The organism is Actinophytocola sp. (assembly GCF_036002505.1).
Lineage (GTDB): Bacteria > Actinomycetota > Actinomycetes > Mycobacteriales > Pseudonocardiaceae > DASYTH01.
On record NZ_DASYTH010000218.1, the window covers coordinates 40,439 to 60,400 of the forward strand.

At 71.2% G+C, this 19,962-nt stretch carries 22 protein-coding genes; 17 read left to right on the forward strand and 5 right to left on the reverse strand.

Features of this window, described 5'->3' with window-relative positions:
- The first annotated feature begins 68 nt into the window (after positions 1-68).
- Together glgC and VGR06_RS19120 are read left to right on the forward strand one after the other, a co-directional pair.
- Positions 69-1,286 (forward strand): glucose-1-phosphate adenylyltransferase, encoded by a 1,218-nt coding sequence (gene glgC / locus VGR06_RS19115; RefSeq protein ID WP_327560455.1) that lies wholly within the window; start codon positions 69-71, stop codon positions 1,284-1,286.
- A 296-nt stretch (positions 1,287-1,582) separates the two neighbouring features.
- Positions 1,583-1,861 carry a hypothetical protein gene (locus tag VGR06_RS19120; RefSeq protein WP_327560456.1) on the forward strand — a complete coding sequence of 93 codons (279 nt, stop codon included), beginning with the start codon at positions 1,583-1,585 and terminating at the stop codon, positions 1,859-1,861.
- A gap of 61 nt (positions 1,862-1,922) precedes the next feature.
- Here VGR06_RS19120 and VGR06_RS19125 read toward each other — a convergent pair whose 3' ends face one another.
- Complete coding sequence (locus VGR06_RS19125) at positions 1,923-2,570, reverse strand: O-methyltransferase (protein ID WP_327560457.1); 648 nt, start codon at positions 2,568-2,570, stop codon at positions 1,923-1,925.
- Between the two features lie 212 nt (positions 2,571-2,782).
- On the opposite strand from VGR06_RS19125, the gene sigE reads away from it, so the two are divergent.
- The 4 genes from sigE (at position 2,783) to tatB (ending at position 6,246) form a co-directional block, all read left to right on the forward strand.
- Entirely contained in the window at positions 2,783-3,436 is a 654-nt protein-coding gene (gene sigE, locus VGR06_RS19130; protein WP_327560458.1) for an RNA polymerase sigma factor SigE, read from the forward strand.
- Positions 3,437-3,611: 175 nt separating this feature from the next.
- Entirely contained in the window at positions 3,612-4,232 is a 621-nt protein-coding gene (locus tag VGR06_RS19135) for a zf-HC2 domain-containing protein (RefSeq protein WP_327560459.1), read from the forward strand.
- Positions 4,233-4,269: 37 nt separating this feature from the next.
- Positions 4,270-5,823: a S1C family serine protease gene (locus VGR06_RS19140; protein WP_327560460.1), complete on the forward strand. Its 1,554-nt coding sequence runs from the start codon at positions 4,270-4,272 to the stop codon at positions 5,821-5,823.
- 42 nt (positions 5,824-5,865) lie between these two features.
- Positions 5,866-6,246, forward strand: a complete 381-nt coding sequence (gene tatB, locus VGR06_RS19145) for a Sec-independent protein translocase protein TatB (protein WP_327560461.1) — start codon at positions 5,866-5,868, stop codon at positions 6,244-6,246.
- Positions 6,247-6,401: 155 nt separating this feature from the next.
- Here the strand turns inward: tatB and VGR06_RS19150 are convergent, their stop codons facing one another.
- Complete coding sequence (locus tag VGR06_RS19150; RefSeq protein ID WP_414637296.1) at positions 6,402-7,550, reverse strand: Mrp/NBP35 family ATP-binding protein; 1,149 nt, start codon at positions 7,548-7,550, stop codon at positions 6,402-6,404.
- Positions 7,551-7,570: 20 nt separating this feature from the next.
- On the opposite strand from VGR06_RS19150, the gene VGR06_RS19155 reads away from it, so the two are divergent.
- The gene (locus tag VGR06_RS19155) at positions 7,571-8,029 is read left to right on the forward strand and encodes a MarR family winged helix-turn-helix transcriptional regulator (protein WP_327560463.1); all 459 of its coding nucleotides are present in this window, start codon (positions 7,571-7,573) and stop codon (positions 8,027-8,029) included.
- 72 nt (positions 8,030-8,101) lie between these two features.
- On the opposite strand, the gene VGR06_RS19160 is transcribed toward VGR06_RS19155, so the two are convergent.
- From VGR06_RS19160 to VGR06_RS19170, 3 genes are read right to left on the reverse strand one after another with little or no spacing between them, the layout of a single operon-like run.
- Entirely contained in the window at positions 8,102-8,644 is a 543-nt protein-coding gene (locus tag VGR06_RS19160; protein ID WP_327560464.1) for a DUF1003 domain-containing protein, read from the reverse strand.
- Positions 8,637-9,887 carry a magnesium transporter MgtE N-terminal domain-containing protein gene (locus tag VGR06_RS19165; protein WP_327560465.1) on the reverse strand — a complete coding sequence of 417 codons (1,251 nt, stop codon included), beginning with the start codon at positions 9,885-9,887 and terminating at the stop codon, positions 8,637-8,639. Before VGR06_RS19165 ends, VGR06_RS19160 begins: the two co-directional genes overlap by 8 nt.
- A gap of 21 nt (positions 9,888-9,908) precedes the next feature.
- Positions 9,909-10,844 (reverse strand): ArsR/SmtB family transcription factor, encoded by a 936-nt coding sequence (locus tag VGR06_RS19170; RefSeq protein WP_327560466.1) that lies wholly within the window; start codon positions 10,842-10,844, stop codon positions 9,909-9,911.
- A gap of 270 nt (positions 10,845-11,114) precedes the next feature.
- On the opposite strand from VGR06_RS19170, the gene VGR06_RS19175 reads away from it, so the two are divergent.
- The 10 genes from VGR06_RS19175 (at position 11,115) to VGR06_RS19220 (ending at position 19,906) form a co-directional block, all read left to right on the forward strand.
- Positions 11,115-12,188 carry a CoA ester lyase gene (locus VGR06_RS19175; RefSeq protein WP_327560467.1) on the forward strand — a complete coding sequence of 358 codons (1,074 nt, stop codon included), beginning with the start codon at positions 11,115-11,117 and terminating at the stop codon, positions 12,186-12,188.
- Positions 12,185-13,069, forward strand: coding sequence for a CoA ester lyase (locus tag VGR06_RS19180; protein WP_327560468.1), 885 nt, complete (start codon positions 12,185-12,187; stop codon positions 13,067-13,069). Before VGR06_RS19175 ends, VGR06_RS19180 begins: the two co-directional genes overlap by 4 nt.
- Positions 13,050-13,346 carry a hypothetical protein gene (locus VGR06_RS19185; protein ID WP_327560469.1) on the forward strand — a complete coding sequence of 99 codons (297 nt, stop codon included), beginning with the start codon at positions 13,050-13,052 and terminating at the stop codon, positions 13,344-13,346. The genes VGR06_RS19180 and VGR06_RS19185 overlap by 20 nt, the downstream gene beginning before the upstream one ends.
- A 66-nt stretch (positions 13,347-13,412) precedes the next feature.
- A complete protein-coding gene (locus VGR06_RS19190) occupies positions 13,413-14,291 on the forward strand; it encodes a slipin family protein (protein ID WP_327560470.1) in 879 nt (292 codons plus the stop codon).
- A 131-nt stretch (positions 14,292-14,422) separates the two neighbouring features.
- On the forward strand, positions 14,423-14,596 hold the full coding sequence (locus VGR06_RS19195; protein WP_327560471.1) for a hypothetical protein: 174 nt from the start codon (positions 14,423-14,425) through the stop codon (positions 14,594-14,596).
- A gap of 95 nt (positions 14,597-14,691) precedes the next feature.
- Positions 14,692-15,888, forward strand: coding sequence for an acyl-CoA dehydrogenase family protein (locus VGR06_RS19200; RefSeq protein WP_327560472.1), 1,197 nt, complete (start codon positions 14,692-14,694; stop codon positions 15,886-15,888).
- 46 nt (positions 15,889-15,934) lie between these two features.
- Positions 15,935-16,459 (forward strand): general stress protein, encoded by a 525-nt coding sequence (locus VGR06_RS19205; protein ID WP_414637298.1) that lies wholly within the window; start codon positions 15,935-15,937, stop codon positions 16,457-16,459.
- Positions 16,460-17,274: 815 nt separating this feature from the next.
- Positions 17,275-17,946, forward strand: coding sequence for a polysaccharide deacetylase family protein (locus VGR06_RS19210; RefSeq protein WP_327560474.1), 672 nt, complete (start codon positions 17,275-17,277; stop codon positions 17,944-17,946).
- Between the two features lie 5 nt (positions 17,947-17,951).
- Positions 17,952-18,869, forward strand: coding sequence for a glycosyltransferase family 2 protein (locus VGR06_RS19215; RefSeq protein WP_327560475.1), 918 nt, complete (start codon positions 17,952-17,954; stop codon positions 18,867-18,869).
- Entirely contained in the window at positions 18,866-19,906 is a 1,041-nt protein-coding gene (locus VGR06_RS19220) for a GNAT family N-acetyltransferase (protein ID WP_327560476.1), read from the forward strand. The genes VGR06_RS19215 and VGR06_RS19220 overlap by 4 nt, the downstream gene beginning before the upstream one ends.
- Positions 19,907-19,962: the final 56 nt, after the last annotated feature.

Sequence of the window (19,962 nt, forward strand, 5' to 3'; positions counted from 1 at the left end):
CGGACAACGGGACCGGCCCATCCGCGTGTGCACTGGTGACGCCCGCCTCGGCGTGGTTATGGTGGACTGTGCATGGCCAGCCTCATGTGCTCGGGATAGTGCTCGCGGGCGGCGAGGGAAAGCGGTTGTGGCCGCTGACCGCCGACCGCGCGAAGCCGGCCGTCCCGTTCGGCGGGAACTACCGCTTGGTCGACTTCGTGCTGTCCAATCTGGTCAACGCCGGCTTCCACCGGCTCTGCGTGCTGACCCAGTACAAGTCGCACTCGCTCGACCGGCACATCTCGACCACCTGGCGGTTGTCCAGCGTGCTCGGTCAGTACATCACCCCGGTCCCGGCGCAGCAGCGGCTCGGCCCGCGCTGGTACACCGGCAGCGCCGACGCCATCTACCAGTCCCTCAACCTGGTGCACGACGAGAAACCGGACCACATCGTGGTGTTCGGCGCCGACCACGTGTACCGCATGGACCCTTCGCAGATGCTCGCCCAGCACGTGGACACCGGCGCGGGCGTGACCGTGGCCGGCATCCGGGTGGCCCGGGCGGAGGCGAAGGCGTTCGGCTGCATCGACTCCGATGCCACCGGCAAGATCACCCGGTTCCTGGAGAAACCCGCCAACCCGCCGCACGTGCCGGGCGACCCGGACGTGACGTTCGCCTCGATGGGCAACTACATCTTCCGCACCGAGGTGCTGCTCGAGGCGCTGCGCGCGGACGCCGCCGACCCGGACTCCATCCACGACATGGGCGGCGACATCATCCCGATGCTGGTCGACGCCGGCGCCGCCGCGGTCTACGACTTCGACGACAACGAGGTGCCCGGCGCGGCCGAGCGGGACCGCGGCTACTGGCGCGACGTCGGCACGCTGGACGCCTACTACGACGCGCACATGGACCTGGTGTCCGTGCACCCGGTGTTCAACCTCTACAACCAGGCCTGGCCGATCCGCACCGCGACGCCGCCGCTGCCGCCGGCCAAGTTCGTCAACTCCGGCTCGGCCACGGAGTCCATCGTCGGCCTCGGCTCGATCATCTCCGGCTCGGTCGTGCGCGAGTCGGTGATCAGCAGCGACGTGACGATCGAGGACGGCGCCACGGTCGAGGGCAGCGTGCTGCTGCCGGGTGTGCGGGTCGGCAAGGGCGCCACCGTGCGCTCGGCGATCCTGGACAAGAACGTGGTGGTCGCCGACGGCGCGCAGATCGGCGTGGACCTGGCCGCCGACCGGGAGCGCTACACGGTCAGCTCGGGCGGCGTCGTGGTGTTGGGCAAAGGAATCCGGGCCGAGTAGTTCCACGGTGCCATCCTCAAATGAGCACTGTTCAAAACGATCGTGAAGCCTGGTAGGGGCCGGTTCGAGATGGTTGGCGGGTAGGGCCGACCGCTCGGGCGGGCCAGCGTGCCGGACGGTGTTCGCGGTCTGTGGTCGGCTTGACCGCGCTGGTTGCCGGACCGACCACTCGGGCAGACCTCCGGCCTGCCCTCGCGGCCGGTGGCGAACACCGCCCAGCGGCCCACCGTCGCGGCCGGCGTTTTGAACTGCCCTCATGGTGGTGTTGTCCCGGGTTGCCCTTTACCGTTCGACGCATGGAGCCGGAAAGGCCGCAGGGGGAAGATCCGTACCAGTCCGTGTGGAACATGACCCCGGTCGGCGGGACGGACGGGGTGCGGCGGCGCACCGAGCTGCGCATCCTGCCCGGCCTGATCGCTGGGCTGGTGGTGTTCCTGCCGTTCGGTGTGCTGGCCGCCTATCTCTGGGGTCTGTGGGGTGAGCTGCATGCCACGGCGGCCGGCTGGGTGGTGACGCTGGTGGGCCTGGCCGGGGCGTTCTCGATGGGCGCGTTCGTCGCCTCAGACCGGTCGTGAGTCGAGTGCCCTGAATGCCACATTCGAGACGTTGGACGCCCCATACGTGGCATTCAGGGCATCAACCCGCCCGGGCGGCCACCAGCATCCCGTCGGCGACCGGGAGCAGCACCGGCACCAGCCGGTCGTCGTCGCGCACGGCCCTGGCCACCTCGCGCAGCGCCAGGGCCTCCGCGTCGCGCCGGGCCGGGTTGGCCACGCCGGAGAACAGCACCCGGTCGAAGGCGATCACGCCGCCGGGCCGCAGCAGCCGCACGCCGTGCTCGTGGTAGCTCGGATACTCCGGCCGGGCGGCGTCCACGAACAGCAGGTCGTAGGCGGCGTCGGTGAGCCGGGGCAGCACGTCCAGGGCCCGGCCCATGATCAGCCGGGTGCGGCCGGGTGCGATCCGGGCGTCGGTGAACGCCCGCTTGGCCGCGCCCTGGTGCTCCGGGTCCACGTCGATCGAGGTGAGCACGCCGTCGCCGGCCATCCCACGGAGCAGGTACAGCCCGCTCACCCCGGCTCCGGTGCCGATCTCCACCACCGCCCGGGCCCGCAGCGCCGCGGCCAGGAACTGCAGCATGGCCCCGCTCGCCGGCTCGACCGCCGGGCAGCCGAGCTCCAGCCCGCGGGCCCGCGCGGTCGTCAGGGCGTCGTCCTCGACGAGATAGCCCTCGACGTAATCACGCAGCGCGGCCGCGTCAGTCGTCGGCAAATCGGGCGTCACGGATTGTGAGATTAGCGGTCACCGGCCCGCTGTGTCCGACATGACACAGGGCCCGCCGATTCTCAGTCGGCTCTCAGCCGGATCTCACTAACGTCATAGGCGCACCAACGATGATCTCCCCATCAGGGGGTGGATGCCACATCACGTCGGGGTAGGGGAACAAGGTGAACACAGCGCGCGTTGAGTCGAGCAGTGAACGGTCCGGTCCGGAGGTGGGTACGCGCTCGATGCTGGCAGAAGCGACTGTTGCGCCGGAGGTGACGCCGGGCGAGCTGGGGTGGACCCCGCCGTCCTGGGACGAGGTCGTGCGTGAGCACGCCGACCGGGTGTACCGCCTGGCCTACCGGCTGACCGGTAACCCGCACGACGCCGAGGACCTCACCCAGGAGACCTTCATCCGGGTGTTCCGCTCGCTGGCCTCCTACAAGCCGGGCACGTTCGAGGGCTGGCTGCACCGCATCACCACCAACCTCTTCCTGGACATGGCGCGCCGGCGCTCACGGCTGCGCATGGAGGGGCTGCCCGAGGACACCGACCGGCTGGCCGGCGACGACCCGAGCCCCGAGCAGGTCTGGTCGGAGACCCACCTGGACCCCGATCTGCAGGAAGCGCTGGACGAGCTGCCGCCGGAGTTCCGCGCCGCGGTCGTGCTGTGTGACGTCGAGGGCCTGTCCTACGAGGAGATCGGCGCCACACTCGGCGTGAAACTGGGTACTGTTCGAAGCAGGATCCACCGCGGCCGGCAGGCCTTGCGGGCGTCGCTGGAGCGGCGGCGTTTTCCTGGGGGCCAAGCCCCCAGACCCCCGGCCGGCGGGGCTCCGCCCCCCGGACCCCCCGGGGGACTTGCACGGGAGGGCACGGCATGAAGCTAGCGGAATGCCGGGCGAGGGAGTCGGCCCACCGCGACGAGGTGGGCCCGATGAACTGGGGTCTGGGGCCCTTGCCCCAGTGGAACACGGTCTGCCCGAGGAGCAGTCCAGTGGCCGGGCACCTGAAGCGACCCATGACTTCGGCCGACATGCCCGAGTTGGAGGATGCGGCATGACCGAGGGGCGCGGCGGCTGGAGTCAGCACCTCCTGCCGGACGCGGTGGTGGCGTTCGTCGACGGCGAACTGACGCCGACGGCCTGTGACCGGGCCGCCTCGCACATCGCCCGGTGCGCCATCTGCGCCGCCGAGATCTCCGCCCAGCGCCAGGCCAGGGCCGCCGTGCGGGCCGCGGACACGCCGCCGCCACCGGCCGGCCTGCTGGCGTCGCTGCGGGCCATCCCGCAGGAGGTCGAGCTGCCCGCGACGCCGGACGGGCTCGCGGTCACCGACGACGGCCAGCTGGTCACCGTGCAGCGCCCGGACCGGGTGGCGCCGCTGGGTTCCGGCCAGCCGTTCGGCTCCTCGCCCAAGCTCGGCGAAGGCAAGGCCGTCTTGGGCTTCCGCTTCGGCCGGCGAACAGTGCCCAATTCCTCACCTCGCTGGCGTAGCGCCGGTCAGGGCGCGGGAGTCGTTGTGTCCGGGCTCGTGCTCGGCGCGCTCGCCCTGGTCAACTCCGGCAGCAGCCCGGTGTCCGACTCCGGTGACGACCCGGTGTTGGACGGGCGGCCGGCGGTCAACGTCGAGCCGGCCGGGCTCTACGCCAACCAGCTGGGTGTGGCCGCGCAGCGCTGACCCCCACTTCACCGTCCGACAGGCAGGGTAAGCACTGATGAGCGAGCCCTCGAACCCTCCGCCGAGCCCGCCGGAACAGAGCCCGGACGGGCGATCCGATCCGCCGCACCGCGTCGGTCCCCGCCCGCTGGACCGGCCGCCCGCCGACCCCGCCGCGGCCGCCGTGTTCGGCCGGCCGGCCGGCGTGGACGGCGCGTTCGCCCCGCCGCCCGGTGGGCCGCTCGGCGCGCGGGCCGCGTTCGCCGAGCTCAAGGTCACCCCGCCACCGCCGGCAGCGCTGGCCACGGCGTTCCGCCGGCCGTCCGGCAGCGCGGAGATCCTGCAGCGCCCGCCCGGATCGCCAGGCCAGGACGACGACGGCTCCGAAGACGCGTTGTGGAGTTCGGAGAACGGCAGCGACCCGTGGCGCGACCCGGCGGCCAGCACGGTCATCGGGCCGCCGGCGGTCGGCAAGGACGCGGAAGGCGCCAAGGACCCGAAGCGTCCGCCCGGCGCGCTGCTCAGCCTGCCCGAATTGATCTTCGGGCGGCGGGTGAAGCCCACCGCGCTGCTCGTTCTCGGCCTGGTCGCGCTGCTGATCGGCGGCGCGGGCGGGCTGGTCGGCTGGGTGATCGCGCGTGGGGGTGACGTGTTGACCAGCGACGTGACGCTCGCCCAGACCCAGCCCGGCAAGGAACGGCCGAGTGGGTCGGTCGCCGACATCGCCACCCGGGTCGCCCCGGGCGTGGTGTCCATCGAGGTCCGGGCGAACCAGGAGGCGGGCACCGGCTCCGGCGTGCTGATCGACGGCAAGGGCTACATCGTCACCAACGACCACGTGGTGACCCTTGCCGGCCGGGCCACCGGGAACCAGAGGATCACCGTGGTGTTCATCGACGGGCACCGGGTGGACGCCAAGATGGTCGGCCGGGACGCGAAGACCGATCTGGCCGTGATCAAGGTCGACGTGGCCAATCCGACCGTGCTCCAGCTCGGCGACTCGGACAAGCTCCAGGTGGGCGACGCGGTGATCGCCATCGGCTCCCCGCTCGGCCTGGAGAACACGGTCACCGAGGGCATCGTCAGCGCGCTGCACCGCCCGGTGGTGGCCGGCGGGGAGAACGGCGACGACCCGGTGGTCTACGACGGCATCCAGACCGACGCGGCGATCAACCGGGGCAACTCCGGCGGCGCGCTGGTGGACTCCACCGGCGCGCTGGTAGGGATCAACTCGGTGATCCGCACGGCGGAGGGCAGCACCGGCAGCATCGGACTGGGTTTCGCCATTCCGGTCAACAACATGTCCCGGATCACCGAGGCGCTGATCCGGGACGGCAAGGTGACGCACGCCGACCTGGGCCTCAACGCGAAGTCGGTGTCCGCCGAGACCGCCGAGGGCGCCCAGGTGGTCAACGTGACCGACAACGGTGCGGCCAAGCGGGCCGGCATCGAGGAGGGCGACGTGATCACCAAGCTGGGCGACCGGCTGGTGCGCAACGCCCCCGAGCTGATCGTCGCGGTGCGCCAGTACCAGCCGGGGCAGCAGCTCCCGCTGGTGCTCGCCCGGCAGGGCCGGGAGCTGACGATTCAGGTGACCCTGGGCTCGGACTGAGCGGTTACCCTTGAGACGAGCGGACGTGCGGAGGAGACCGGGGTGTTCGAGAGCGTCGGGTGGTTGGAGATCCTGGTCCTGGGCGTAGCCGGGTTGTTCATCCTCGGCCCCGAGCGGCTCCCCTCGGCCGCCGCCTGGCTGGGCCGCAACATCCGCAAGCTGCGTGACTACGCCTCCGGCGCCCGGGACCAGCTGCGTGCCGAGGTGGGTCCGGAGTTCGACGAGCTGCGCAAACCCCTGCAGGATCTCCAGCAACTGCGCAGCTTCGACCCCAAGCGCGCGGTCGCCAAGCACCTCTTCGATGACGACGGCTACGGCAACGGCACCAAGCCCAACGGTTACACCCCGCCGCCCAAACAGATCGAGCCCCCGCCCTCCCTATCCCCGGGCGAGAAGGCGCCGTACGACCCCGACGCCACCTGACTCCCGGGCGTGTTGGCGCCTGGCGTCGCCATGTTTGCCGCTGGCGTCGAAATGTTGGCGTCTGGCGCGAATTCCACCCCACCCCCTCACCGCGTCACGTGCCAACACACCGACGCGCGGCGCCAACACACCGACGTGAGCGGCCAACACGCCGGTCAGCGGCCCGCGGGGGTCACCGAGAGCATCCGGCCGGCGAGTCCGCGGGCGCGGGTGGACAGCCGGGTGGCGATGTCGCGCAGCACCACCGCGGCGGGGGTGTCCGGGGCGGAGATGACCAGCGGGATGCCGTTGTCGCCGGCTTCGCGCAGCCGCGCGTCCAGCGGGACCTGACCGAGCAGCGGGACCTCGGCACCGACGGTGCGGGTGAGCGACTCGGCCACGGCCGCGCCGCCGCCGGAGCCGAAGATCTCGGTGCGGGTGCCGTCCGGCAGCTCGAGCCAGGACATGTTCTCGATCACGCCGGCCAGCCGCTGCCGGGTCTGCAGGGAGATCGCGCCGGCCCGCTCGGCCACCTCGGCCGCGGCCGGCTGCGGGGTGGTGACGACCAGGATCTCCGCGTTCGGGATCAGCTGGGCCACCGAGATCGCCACGTCCCCGGTGCCCGGCGGGAGATCGAGCAGGAGGATGTCCAGGTCGCCCCAGAACACGTCGGCGAGGAACTGCTGCAGCGCGCGGTGCAGCATCGGGCCGCGCCACACCACGGGGGTGTTGCCCGGGGTGAACATGCCGATCGAGATGACCTTCACCCCGTGCGCCTGCGGCGGCATGATCATCTTCTCGACGCGGGTCGGTTTTCCCGTCGCACCAAGCATCCGCGGCACCGAATGGCCGTAGATGTCGGCGTCCACCACCCCCACCGAGAGCCCGCGCGCGGCCATGGCCACCGCGAGGTTCACCGTCACGCTCGACTTGCCGACCCCGCCCTTGCCGGACGCCACGCAGTACACCCGGGTCAGCGAACCGGGCTCGGCGAACGGGATGCGCGGTTCCTCCGCCTCCCCGCGCAGTGACTTGCGCAGCTCCGCACGCTGCTTGTCGCTCATCACGTCCAGGGCGACCCGGACCTCGGCCACGCCCGGCACCGCGGACACCGCGCCGGTCACGTCCCGGGTGATCTTGTCGCGCAGCGGGCACCCGGCGATCGTCAGGTAGACCTCGACGTCAACCACACCGCCCTGCACGCGGACGTCCTTGACCATGCCGAGGTCGGTGATCGGTCGGTTGATCTCCGGGTCCTGCACGGTGGCGAGCGCCGCGCGGACCGCCTCGACGCTCGGAGTGGGGGTGTCGGTCACGGTTCCCATGCTACGTACGATCGGTGATCATGGTGGAGCCTGGCTTATCGCGGTCGCCGACCCGAACCGAGCTGCACGCGTGGCGCACGTTCCTCACCGCCCACGCGCGGGTGCTGCGCAACCTCGAGGCGGAGCTGCTCGCCGCGCACCGTCTCTCCCTGGTCAGCTACGACGTGCTGGTGCAGCTCGCCGAGGCTCCCGAGCGGCGCCTGCGGATGGCTGAGCTCGCCGACCGGGTGCTGCTCTCCCGATCCGGTGTGACCCGCCTGGTGGACCGCCTCGAACGCGCCGGCCTGGTTTCCCGCCAACGGGTCGCCGCCGACGGCCGCGGAGTGATCGCCGAGCTCACCGCCGACGGCCTGGAACGCCTCCGCACCGCCGCCAGCACCCATCTCAGCGGCATCACCCGCCACTTCACCGCCCACTTCACCCCTGCGGAGCTGCACGACCTCGCCGATCTCTGCACCCGCCTAGCCCCCGACCCCTGACCTCCCCGCGAGTTCGACACTCCAGCAACTGAGTTCGACGCTCCGGCAACCGAGTCGCACGTTCCAGCGCCTTCAGGAGCCGGCGTGGTCGTCCCAGCGGGAGTCCGCGCGGACGGTGTCGGCGGTCGGACGGGAGCGGGACCGCGGTTTGGCCGGCAGGTCCGCGCGCAGCCGGTCCAGCTCGGTGCGCAGGTAGTCCCGGGTGGCGACCTCCCCGATGGCCAGGCGCAGGGCGGCCAGCTCGCGGGCCAGGAACTCGGTGTCCGCCTTGGTCTGCGCGGCCCGCGCGCGGTCCTCCTCCAGCGCCACCCGGTCCCGGTCGTCCTGCCGGTTCTGCGCCAGCAGGATCAGCGGCGCGGCGTACGCGGCCTGCGTGGAGAACGCCAGGTTGAGCAGGATGAACGGGTACGGGTCCCACCGGTACCGCACGGCGAGCAGGTTCACCGTGATCCAGATGAGCACCACGAGCGTCTGCCAGAACAGGAACTTGCCGGTGCCGAGGAACCGCGCCAGCCGCTCGGAGAACCGGGCGAACGCCTCCGGGTCCACCTCGAAGCGCAGTGCCCGCGGCCGGCGCGGCTGGTCGAGCCGGCGGCGGGGAAGCAGTTCAGGCATCGGTGGTCTCCCGCCAGCCCTCGGGCAACAGGTGGTCCAGGATGTCGTCCACGGTGACCGCGCCGAGCAGGTGGTGCTGCTCGTCCACCACCGGCGCGCAGACCAGGTTGTAGGCGGCGAAGTACTTGGTCACCTGGGTCAGCGAGTCGTCGGGGTGGAGGCTGGCCAGCTCGGTGTCCAGGGCGCCGGCGACCAGGTCGGACGGCGGCTCGCGCAAGAGTCGCTGGATGTGCGCGCAGCCGAGGTACTTGCCGGTCGGGGTGTCGGTCGGCGGCCGGCAGACGAACACCATGCTGGCCAGCGCCGGGGTGAGGTCGGGGTTGCGCACCCGGGCGAGCGCCTCGGCGATGGACGCGTCCGGGGTGAGCACGATCGGCTCCGGGGTCATCAGCCCGCCGGCGCTGTCGGTCGGGTACGCCAGCAGCCGGCGCACCGGCGCGGACTCGGCCGGCTCCATCAGCTCGAGCAGCCGGTTCTTGTCCATTTCGGACAGTTCGGCGAGCAGGTCGGCCGCGTCGTCGGGATCCATGGCCTCCAGGACATCCGCCGCCCGTTCATCCTCCAAATGCGACAGTACGTCCTTCTGGTCGTCCTCGTGCAGCTCCTGCAGGACGTCGGCGAGCCGCTCGTCGTCCAGCGCGTCCGCCACCTCGTAGCGGCGCTTGGCCGGCAGCTCGTGCAGCGCCGCGGCCACGTCGGTGGCGCGCATGCCGTCGAACAACGCGAGCAGCCGGTGCGCGCCCTGCGGGGTCTGTGCCAGCTCGGTCAGCCCGGGCGCGCGGACCTCCTCCCAGGGCAGCACCTGTACCGGTCCGCGCCGGCCGAGCCGCCCGATCCGGTTGCGCACCGCCACCCGGCAGACGATCCAGTCCCGCGTCCTGGTCGGCTCGATCGCCACGTCCATCACGATCGCCTCGGTGCCGGTGGACTCGACCGCCGCGCGCGCGTCCAGCAGCTGCCCGATCACCAGAACCTCGTTGGGGCGCTTGTGAAAGTGGCGGAGGTTGACCGATCCGGTGGCTAGCGTGACGGCGGTGGGCTCGATCGAGGTCACCCGCAGCATGGGCACGAAGATGCGCCGGCGCGTGGCCATCTCCACCACGACGCCGAGCACCCGCGGCGCCAGCCGGTCCACCCGCAGCGCCACCACGACGTCGCGGAGCTTGCCGATCGACTCACCGTCCGGCCCGAACACCGGCAGCCCGGCGAGCTGCGCGACGAACACCTTCGTCGTGGTGGCCACGTTGATCAGGCTAATCGCCGGTCAACCGTCCAGCGCGTCACCCTGCTCGGTGCGCCGGTACAGCACCGTCCGCCGGTCACGCGATCGGGTTACCAGGCCTGAGCCGTGCAGCACCCGCAGGTGGTAGGACACGGTGGCCGGGGCGAGTTGGTGCCGGACCGAGAGCTCGGTAGTCGAGCGCGGCACGGTCAGGTCACGCAGCAGCGTGGCCCGGGTGTTGCCGACCAGGCGCCCCAGCGTGCCGTCGCCGGCCGGCGGTGCGTTCGAGCCGACCCCGAGCGCCGGGTAGCTCAGCATGGCGTCCGCGGGGTCGGTCAGCTGCGACCACACCTCGGGCCAGGCGAGCACGGTCGGGGCGAGCACCAACTCCGCACCGGCGAGGCGCACCTCGAAGTCGGCGACGTTGTACACGGTCAGACCGGATCCGGTCCAGGAAACCTTGGGGCTCAGGGTGTCGAACAGCGCACCGATTCCGTGGGTGGCCATCGTCTCGGCCCGGACCGTCAGGTCCGCACGCAGCCGTTCCTGCAGACCGGGCCAGCTGTCGGCGATGGCATGCCGCCAGAACACGTTCAGCCCGTTGGCCGCCCGGCGGGCGAACGCGCCGGCGTCGCGCGAGACGACGTCCGGACACAGCTCCAGCTGCGCGACGACGGCCTCCGGCGACGTCTCACGCGTCATCTCCAGCTGCCGGTCCCAGACGCGGTTTGCCGGTCCCGCAACGGGTTTGGGCGTGAGCAGGTCAGGCATGTACCGATCGTTGGCGGAGAGCACGGTGGCCAGCAGCGCGACGTCGGGGTCGCGCAGCGCGAACCGGGCCGCTGGTCCCGGGTCGCCGAACACCGGGTGCCGGTTCCCGAACGCGGTCATCCGCAGCCAGGTCACGGCCTCACACGCGGGCGAGACCGCCAGCCGGACCCTGGCCATCGACGCCGCATCCAGGTGCGCGGTGATCACAGTGACCAGACATTAGACGGCGCCGGCCCGGCTCGGATTCGATTCGAATCGTTCCCGGCTACCCGGGCGGCCACGATCCACTTGACCCGAAGGCCGCGCCCACGGCGGGCATACGCGCTCAACTGGGGGTGCCCGCCGACCTCCCCGGGGATCCGCCGCTTACCTCCCCGGGTCGAGTGGGCGCGGCCTTCTCGCGTGGCCTTGGCGACATCCGGGCGGCGGGCGGCGGTCCGGATCCCTAGGGTTACCGGCAGGTAAGGAGGCTGCTCTATGCGCTCACCCAAGGACTTCTTCCGCCCGCTCGCCGTCGGCGCGCCGGACCCGGTCCGGGAGATCCCGCCGCGGCCGTCCCGGATGATCCACTTCTTCGATCCGGGCAACGAGAAGATGGTGGCCAAGGTGCCCGACCTCGTTTCCCAGGTGGACGTGCTGCTCGGCAACCTCGAGGACGGTGTGCAGGCCGGCCGCAAGGAGGCCGCGCGGGCCGGGCTGGTCCGCATCGCGCGGGACACCGATTTCGGTCCGACCCAGCTGTGGACCAGGGTGAACAGCCTCGACTCGCCCTGGGCGCTGGACGACCTGCTGACCCTGGTCACCGAGGTCGGCGACAAGCTCGACGTGATCATGATGCCGAAGGTCGAAGGGCCCGAGGACATCCACTACGCCGACCGGCTGCTGGCCCAGCTCGAGGCCCGGGCCGGGCTGGACCGGCCGCTGCTGCTGCACGCCATCCTGGAGACCGCGAGCGGGGTCGCCCGGGTCGAGGAGATCGCCGGCGCCAGCCCGCGGATGCAGGGCCTGTCACTGGGTCCGGCCGACCTGGCGGCAAGCCGGCGGATGAAGACCACGCGGGTCGGCGGCGGGCACCCCGGCTACCTGGTGCGGGCCGACCCGTCCCCCGACATCTCGCACCTCGACCGCCCCACCGCCCAGCAGGACCTCTGGCACTACACGCTGGCGCGCATGGTGGACGCCTGCGTGGCCGCCGGGATTCTGCCGTACTACGGGCCGTTTGGTGACATCGGCGACGTCGTCGGCTGCGCCGACCAGTTCCGCAGCGCCTACGTGCTCGGCTGCGTCGGCGCCTGGAGCCTGCACCCGGTGCAGATCGCCATCGCCCGCAAGGTTTTCTCGCCCGAGCCGGCCGAGGTGGCCTGGGCCCGCCGGGTGATCGCGGCGATGGGCGACGGCACCGGCGCGGTGATGCTGGACGGCAAGATGCAGGACGACGCCACGGTCCGGCAGTGCCAGGTGGTGGCCACGCTGGCGGACGCGCTGGCCGCCCGCGATCCCGATCTCGCGCACGCCTACGACACCGCCACGAAGGAGGTGTTGGGCGAATGACCGTGCTCCGCCCGCGCCGCTCGGTGCTGTACATGCCGGGTGCGAACGAGCGGGCGCTCGAGAAGGCCAGGACCCTGCCGGCCGACGCGCTGATCCTCGATCTCGAGGACGCCGTCGCGCCGGACGCGAAAACCGAGGCACGGCAACGGGTCTGTGCCGCGGTCGGGTCCGGTGCGTACGGCCGGCGCGAGCTCGTCATCCGGGTGAACGGGCTGGACACGCCGTGGCACGCCGGCGATGTGCGGGCCGCCGCCGAGGCCGGGCCGGACGCCGTGCTGGTGCCCAAGGTCAATTCCGCCGCCGACGTGCACGCCATCGAGCGGATGCTGGCGGACGCCGGCGCGCCGGACCGCACGGCGATCTGGGCGATGGTGGAGACGCCGGTGGCGATGCTGCACGCCGAGTCCGTCGCCGCGGCCAGCGCGCGGCTGACCGTGCTCGTCATGGGCACCAACGACCTGGCCAAGGAGCTGCACGCGGAGCACGTGCCCGGCCGCGTGCCGCTGCTCGGTGCGCTGTCGCTGGCGCTGCTGGCCGCGCGGGCGACCGGCAAGGTGATCCTGGACGGGGTCTACAACGACGTCCGCGACCTCGGCGGGTTCGAGGCGGAATGCCGGCAGGGCCGGCAGTTGGGCTTCGACGGCAAGACGCTGATCCACCCGAGCCAGCTCGAGCCGTGCAACCGGATCTTCGCTCCGTCCGGGGCGGACATTGGCGGCGCGCGCGAGATCATCGACGCGTTCGAGCGGGCGCGCCGGGAGGGCCGGGGCGTGGTCACGGTGAACGGCCGCATGATCGAGAATCTGCATGTGGACAACGCCCGCCGGGTGCTCGCCCTGGCCGACGCCATCGAGGAGCAGCGTGCCGACGTCGCCGGATGACTCGCCGTGGTTCGTGCTGGTCGAGGAGACCACCGGCAGCGGGGACAGCCGCATGTGGTCGCTGACCGAGGTTCGGCCCGCCAGCTCCTACGAGGACGCTCAGCGGCAGGCGCACGACCTGGCTTTCACGTTCAGTCCGCGGCATCCGTTCAGCGCGCGCCAGCGCTCGGTGTTCCAGATCGGCGATGACACCTGGGTCGCCCTGGTGGAGGGCGCGACCAAGTCGTTCCACCTCCGGGTCTCGGTGGCGCGCTGGCTCGGCGACGTACCGCAGTGAGCGCGCGTAGCATCGGGGCATAGCCGCGGAACGCTCGATTTCCGGGCCCTGACAAGGGAGTACGTGATGCTCCTGGTCTACCTCCTGCTGCTGATCGTGGCCGTCGCCGGCCTCTGGGCGAGCGCCAGCGTCCGGGTGGTCAAGCAGTTCGAACGTGGGTTGGTGTTCCGGTTCGGCCGGGTGCATCCGGTCATCCGGGAGCCCGGGCTGGCCGTGATCATGCCGATCGCGGACCGGCTGCAGAAGGTGAACATGCAGATCGTCACGATGCCGGTGCCCGCGCAGGACGGCATCACCCGGGACAACGTGACGGTTCGGGTGGACGCGGTCGTGTACTTCAAGGTGATCGACCCGGCGCTGGCGGTGATCAGCGTGCAGGACTACCGGTTCGCCGTGGCGCAGGTGGCGCAGACGTCGCTGCGGTCGATCATCGGCAAGAGCGACCTGGACGACCTGCTGTCCAACCGGGAACGGCTCAACCAGGGCCTCGAGGTGATGATCGACAGCCCGGCGCTGGACTGGGGCATCCACATCGACCGGGTGGAGATCAAGGACGTCGCGCTGCCGGAGTCGATGAAGCGCTCGATGTCCCGGCAGGCCGAGGCCGAGCGGGAGCGGCGGGCCCGGATCATCTCGGCCGACGGCGAGTTCCAGGCGTCGCAGAAGCTCTCCGAGGCCGCCGCGGTCATGGCCGACACCCCGGCCGCGCTGCAGCTGCGGCTGCTGGAGACCGTGGTCGAGGTGGCCGCCGAGAAGAACTCCACACTCGTGCTGCCGTTCCCGGTGGAGCTGCTCCGTTTTCTCGAGAGCGCCAGCGGCGGCCCGCCGGTGGCGCCGATGAAGAAGGAGGCGAAGGCGGAGCGGACTGACGGGCAGGCCCCGCCGCCCGCACCCCGGCCGGCCACCGACCTGGAAACCCCGGCGAACGGTCCCGTCACACCGTGATCACGGAACGTCAGAATGGCTACGGTTCGTGGCTGTAGACGTGACGGATGGTCGAAGGTTGCAGTGACATAACGCACAGATCACGGTTCGGGCTTGCCCTGACCCCACCCGAATGGGTGATGGTGTTCGCCATGGGTAGACACAGCGTCGCCAAGGACCGGACCCGGCCGCGCCTGTTCGGCCGGGCGCGGGACGACCTTTTCGAGCGCAGTTTCCGCTCCTGCATCCGGTGTGGCGAAGACGTGTACGTGCTGGCCGAAGACTGCCGCGAGTGCGGCACCCGACTGGAGCTCCGCGCCGGCTGACCAATTCCAGTGGCCCTGGGCACCTTTCCCGTGCAAACGGACGTTAACCGCGAGATACTCACGGGTAACCCCGTTGCCGGAAAGGGAGTTCCGTGATGGCCCGCCTCGCCCAGACCGCCGGACTGACCGATGTGCAGCGGGAGATCCTGGCCACCGTCCGCGACTTCGTGGACAAGGAGATCATTCCGCACGCGCAGGCGCTCGAGCACGCGGACGCGTACCCGGCCGACATCGTGGACGGCATGAAGGAGATGGGCCTGTTCGGGCTCACCATCCCGGAGTCCTACGGCGGCCTCGGCGAATCCCTGCTCACCTACGCGCTGGTCGTCGAGCAGATCGCGCGCGGCTGGATGAGCGTCTCCGGCGTGATCAACACGCATTTCATCGTGGCGCACATGATCAAGCAGCACGGCACGGAGGCGCAGAAGGCCGAGCTCCTGCCGCGGATGGCCACCGGCGAGGTGCGCGGTGCGTTCTCCATGTCCGAACCGGACCTCGGCTCCGACGTCGCCGCGATCAAGACCCGGGCCAGGAAGGACGGGTCCGACTACATCGTCGACGGCGCCAAGATGTGGCTCACCAACGGCGGAAGCTCCAATTTGATCGCGTTGCTGGTGCGTACCGACGAGGGGGCCGACCGTCCGCATCAGAACCTGACCGCGTTCCTGGTGGAGAAGCCCGAGGGGTTCGGCGAGGTGGCGCCCGGCCTGGTGATCCCCGGCAAGATCGACAAGATGGGGTACAAGGGCGTCGACACCACCGAGGCGGTGTTCTCCGGCTACCGGATCGGCGCGGACCGCGTGCTCGGCGGGTCATCCGGTCGGGGGTTCGCCCAGATGATGGACGGCGTCGAGGTCGGCCGCGTCAACGTGGCCGCGCGGGCGTGCGGCATCGCCATCCGCGCGTTCGAGCTGGCCGTGGAGTACGCCCAGCAGCGCCGCACGTTCGGCAAACCGATTGCCGAGCACCAGGCGATCGCGTTCAAGCTCGCCGAGATGGCCACGAAGGTCGAGGCCGCGCACCTGATGATGGTCAACGCCGCCCGGCTCAAGGACTCCGGTGAGCGCAACGACGTCGAGGCCGGGATGGCCAAACTGCTGGCGTCGGAGTACTGCGTCGAGGTGACCCAGGAGGCGTTCCGCATCCACGGCGGCTACGGCTACTCCAAGGAGTACGAGATCGAACGCCTGATGCGTGAAGCGCCGTTCCTGCTGATCGGCGAGGGCACCAGCGAGATCCAGAAGACCATCATCAGCCGCGGCCTGCTCCGCGAGTACCGTTTGCGAAGCTGAGGCTCACGGGACGGCGCGCGTCCGAGATGCCCGCATTGGTGGCATCATTGCAACGGTGACGGGTGCGTTTTCCGGCTCCACGCGAGCCAGCCAGGGCCTGCCGAAGGTGCCGACGCCGCCGACCGGGTGGCCGATCGGCTCCTACGAGACCTACGCCGAGGCCCACCGCGCGGTGGAATACCTGGCCACCAACGACTTCCCGGTCCAGGACGTCACCATCGTCGGCGTGGATCTGATGCTGGTCGAGCGCGTCATCGGCCGCCTGAGCTGGCCCAAGGTCCTCACCACGGGCGCGTTGTCGGGCGCCTGGTTCGGCCTCTTCGTCGGCCTCCTCCTCGGCGTGTTCTCCCAGCAGACGATGTCCTTCGCCCCCATCTTCGTCGGCCTCCTCTCCGGCGTCGTCTTCGGGATGGTCTTCGCCTCCGTCGGCTACGCCACCACCCGCAGCGGCCGCGAGATCGCCTCCGCCAGCCAACTCGTCGCCGGCCGCTACGACGTCCTCGCCCAACCCCGCAACGCCGAAAAAGGCCGCGACCTCCTCGCCAGACTGGCCATGCGCCCCGGCATCTAACCGTCCACTAAGGACGCCCCCACACCACGAGCACCCCACCTGTGCGACAATTACCTTCCCTGTCAACGATTCCCACCGCCGGCGACGCATCCGCCAACACCCAAGTTCCTTGATCGTGGCAAACATCCCCATGCCACAACAACTTCCGCGCAGCCCCCACCCTCCCGGGGGGCGGGCCCCGCGCAAGTGTACCGGGCCCCTGGCGAATTCGGAGCGGGCAAGGGTCTGCTGTGGATAACTGGGTCGCCTGTGGACAGTCGGCCGCAATGCGGGCCGGAACGCGCTTGGGCACGAGCGGGATGCGCTTGGCTGGATGGCGTGTCTCTCAGGCGGAGTGCGTTGCCTGGATGGCGTGCCACTCGTGGGGTGCGTCTGGCTGGGTGGCGTGCCTGTCGGCGGGTGCACCTGGCTGGGTGGCGCGCCGCCTCGGCGGGTGCACCTGGCTGGACGGTGCCACTTCGGCAAGGCACGTTTCGGCTGACGAAGTGCGTTGGGTGTGGCTCCTTTGGAGGGAGTTGTCCATCGTGCTCGGGGTGATCGGGTCTGGTGTGGCTGGTGGGACCGGTGGGGCGTTGACCAATGCCCTGAAGGCGGCCGTCGGGGCGTTCAGCGTCCCGAAGGCCGCCTTCAGGGCAGGTGTCGACCGCCCAATGGTCACACCGGTCCCCCCTGCCTCACCAGCCACCCCACCGACCGCCACCCGATCCACCCACCGGGCACGAGAAAGCACGTGACGTTCAATTCCCCGAACATGACCTCGGCGCTGTAACGGCACGAGCGGGAACACGATGGGAGTCTTCGAGGAGAGGGAGACCATGACGGCACGATCGGTGGTGAACCTGACCGTGCACGGCATCGGTCCGGTGACGCGCACGCTCGATCCCGGCGAGGACGGCACCTGGGTGAGCGTCACGCAGTTCGAGCGGGTGCTCGACGCGGTGGTGGGCCGGCCGGATGTGCGGATCACGTTTGACGACGGCAACTCCTCGGACCTGGACATCGCGCTGCCGCGGCTGCTCGAGCGTGGGCTGACCGGAGAGTTCTTCGTGCTGGCCGGATTGCTCGGGGAAAAGGGCAAGCTGGACGCCGGGGATGTGCGGGAGCTGCAGAAGGCCGGCATGCGGATCGGCTCGCACGGCTGGGCGCACCGGGACTGGCGGCGCATCGACGAAGCCCAGGCGGTGCAGGAGTTCGCCGACGCGCACCGGGTTCTGGCCGAGCTGACCGGGCAGCCGGTGACCCGGGTGGCGATCCCGTTCGGGTCCTACGACCGGCGGGTGCTGGGCCGGATCCGGCAGGCGCGGATCTCCCGGGCGTACACCAGCGACGGCGGGCGGGCCCGGCCGGACGGGTGGCTGCAGGCCAGGAACAGCCTGCGGCACAACATCGGTCCGGAGTGGACGGAACAGGTGCTGGACGGCACGCCGGCGCTTCCGGTGCGCGCGCGGAAGCTGGCCGCGCGCGCGGTCAAGCGGGTCCGGGGCTGAGCGCCGTGCCCACCGAGCCCCGGATCGCGGTCGTGATCGTCACCTACAACAGCGCGGACGTGCTTGCCGGCTGCCTGGAGGCGCTGAAGGACGGCGCCCGCGGTGTGCGGCTGACCGACGTCGTGGTGGCCGACAACGCCTCCGCCGACGAGTCGCTGCGGATCGCCAAGGAAGCCACCGGCATTCCGATTCGGACAGTCCAATTAGGACGAAACGCCGGCTACGCGGCCGGGTTCAACGCCGGCGTGGCCACGCTGAGCGACTACGACGCGGTGCTGCTGCTCAACCCGGACTGCCGGCTGCGACCCGGGACGCTCGCGGTGCTCGCCCAGGCACTCACCGTGGGAAAGCGCGGCATGGTGGCGCCGAAGCTGCTCAACACCGACGGCACCCTGCAGCCGACGCTGCGCCGGACGCCGACCGTGCGCGGGACCTGGGCCGAGGCGCTGATCGGCGGCAGGCGGGCCGGCCGGCCCGGCGGGCCCGGTGAGCTGGTGTTCGACGAGGCCGCGCACGACCGGCCCGGGCGGCCGGCCTGGGTCACCGGCTGCGCGCTGCTGATGTCCGCGGCGTGCCTGGCCGGTGTCGGCCCGTGGGACGAGTCGTTCCTGCTCTACAGCGAGGAGACCGAGTTCATCTTCCGCGCCGCCGACCAGGGCTGGACACTCTGGTACGAGCCGGCCGCGGTGGTCGAGCACATCGGCGGCGAGTCCGCCACCCACCCGGGACTGGCCGCACTCCTCGTCGTGAACAAGGTCAAGCTCTTCCGCCGGCGCAACGGGCGGTTGCGGTCGGCCGCCTACTTCGGCGGCGTGCTGGCCTGCCAGGCCTTGCGCGCCCTGCTCGGCAACCGCCCCGCACGAACCGCGACGGCCTGGCTGCTGCGGCCGTCCCGGCGGATCACCACCCTGGACCAGCTGTGAGAATTCTCCGGTTCGACGCGCTGACCGGTCGTGAGCTGGACGCGTGGCACACGCTGCGCAAGGCCAACCCGGCGCTGGACAGCCCGTACTTCCACCCCGGGTTCGCCGAGGCGGTGCACGCCAGCGGGCGGGACGTGCAGGTCGTGATCGCCGAGGACCGCGGCGACGTCACCGGGCTGCTGGCCGGCCACCGGGAGGGCGCGACGGTCCGGCCGGTCGGCTGGCCGGGCGCGGACTTCCAGGGTCCGGTGCTGGCGCCGGGCACCTCGTTCCCCGCGGCCGCGATGCTGACCGGCGGCGTGCGCGGTTTCGCGTTCGACCACCTGCTGGACGTGTGCCCGGACTTCGAGCCGGGCGTGGAGTCCCGGCGGGCCTCGCCGTACGTGGACACGACCGGCGGGCTGGACGGCTACCTGGGCCGGGCTTCGCGCAGTGGCAAGGAGAACCTTGGACAGGCCCGCCGGCGGGCGCGCAAGGCGGAGAAGGAGCTGGGGCCGGTGCGGTTCGTCGCCGACAACCCCGACCCGGCGCTGCTGGACCGGGTCGTCGAGCTGAAGCGGGCGCAGTACGCGGCCACCGGGGCGCGGGACTACTTCGCCGAGCCCCAGCGGATCGCGCTCGTCAAGCGGCTGCTGGACACCCGGGGCACCGGCTTCGGCGGCATCCTGTCCACTGTGCACGCCGGGCCCCACCTGATCGCCGCGCACTTCGGGATGCGCGCCGACCACGTGCTGCACTGGTGGTTTCCGGTCTACGACCCGGAGTTCGCGCACCTCGCGCCGGGCTGGATCCTGCTGCGCGAACTGGTCCAGACCGCGCCCGAACTCGGCTTCACCCGGATCGACCTCGGCCGCGGCGACGACGAGTACAAGCGCAGGGCCAAGACCGGCGAGGTCACGGTGAGCCAGGGCCTGTACACCCGCAGCCCGGTGCGCCGGATCCTGCGCCGCGCCCGCAACTCCGCCGTCGCGACGGCGAAATCCTCGGCAGTCGGGCCGGCCGCGCGCCGCGTCGTGCGCGCGATCCGGAACCGGTAACGATCCAGCGCCGGCTCGCGACCCCTGGTGTGGGCCGGGCGTCCTGTCGCCGCGCG

Bases quoted from the DNA above. Each gene is read 5' to 3' on its own strand.
- VGR06_RS19120 (WP_327560456.1), top strand. From the start codon at position 1,583: ATGGAGCCGGAAAGGCCGCAGGGGGAAGATCCGTACCAGTCCGTGTGG.
- VGR06_RS19135 (WP_327560459.1), top strand. From the start codon at position 3,612: ATGACCGAGGGGCGCGGCGGCTGGAGTCAGCACCTCCTGCCGGACGCG.
- VGR06_RS19140 (WP_327560460.1), top strand. From the start codon at position 4,270: ATGAGCGAGCCCTCGAACCCTCCGCCGAGCCCGCCGGAACAGAGCCCG.
- VGR06_RS19150 (WP_414637296.1), bottom strand. From the start codon at position 7,550: ATGGGAACCGTGACCGACACCCCCACTCCGAGCGTCGAGGCGGTCCGC.
- VGR06_RS19155 (WP_327560463.1), top strand. From the start codon at position 7,571: ATGGTGGAGCCTGGCTTATCGCGGTCGCCGACCCGAACCGAGCTGCAC.
- VGR06_RS19160 (WP_327560464.1), bottom strand. From the start codon at position 8,644: ATGCCTGAACTGCTTCCCCGCCGCCGGCTCGACCAGCCGCGCCGGCCG.
- VGR06_RS19175 (WP_327560467.1), top strand. From the start codon at position 11,115: ATGCGCTCACCCAAGGACTTCTTCCGCCCGCTCGCCGTCGGCGCGCCG.
- VGR06_RS19180 (WP_327560468.1), top strand. From the start codon at position 12,185: ATGACCGTGCTCCGCCCGCGCCGCTCGGTGCTGTACATGCCGGGTGCG.
- VGR06_RS19190 (WP_327560470.1), top strand. From the start codon at position 13,413: ATGCTCCTGGTCTACCTCCTGCTGCTGATCGTGGCCGTCGCCGGCCTC.
- VGR06_RS19195 (WP_327560471.1), top strand. From the start codon at position 14,423: ATGGGTAGACACAGCGTCGCCAAGGACCGGACCCGGCCGCGCCTGTTC.
- VGR06_RS19200 (WP_327560472.1), top strand. From the start codon at position 14,692: ATGGCCCGCCTCGCCCAGACCGCCGGACTGACCGATGTGCAGCGGGAG.
- VGR06_RS19210 (WP_327560474.1), top strand. From the start codon at position 17,275: ATGACGGCACGATCGGTGGTGAACCTGACCGTGCACGGCATCGGTCCG.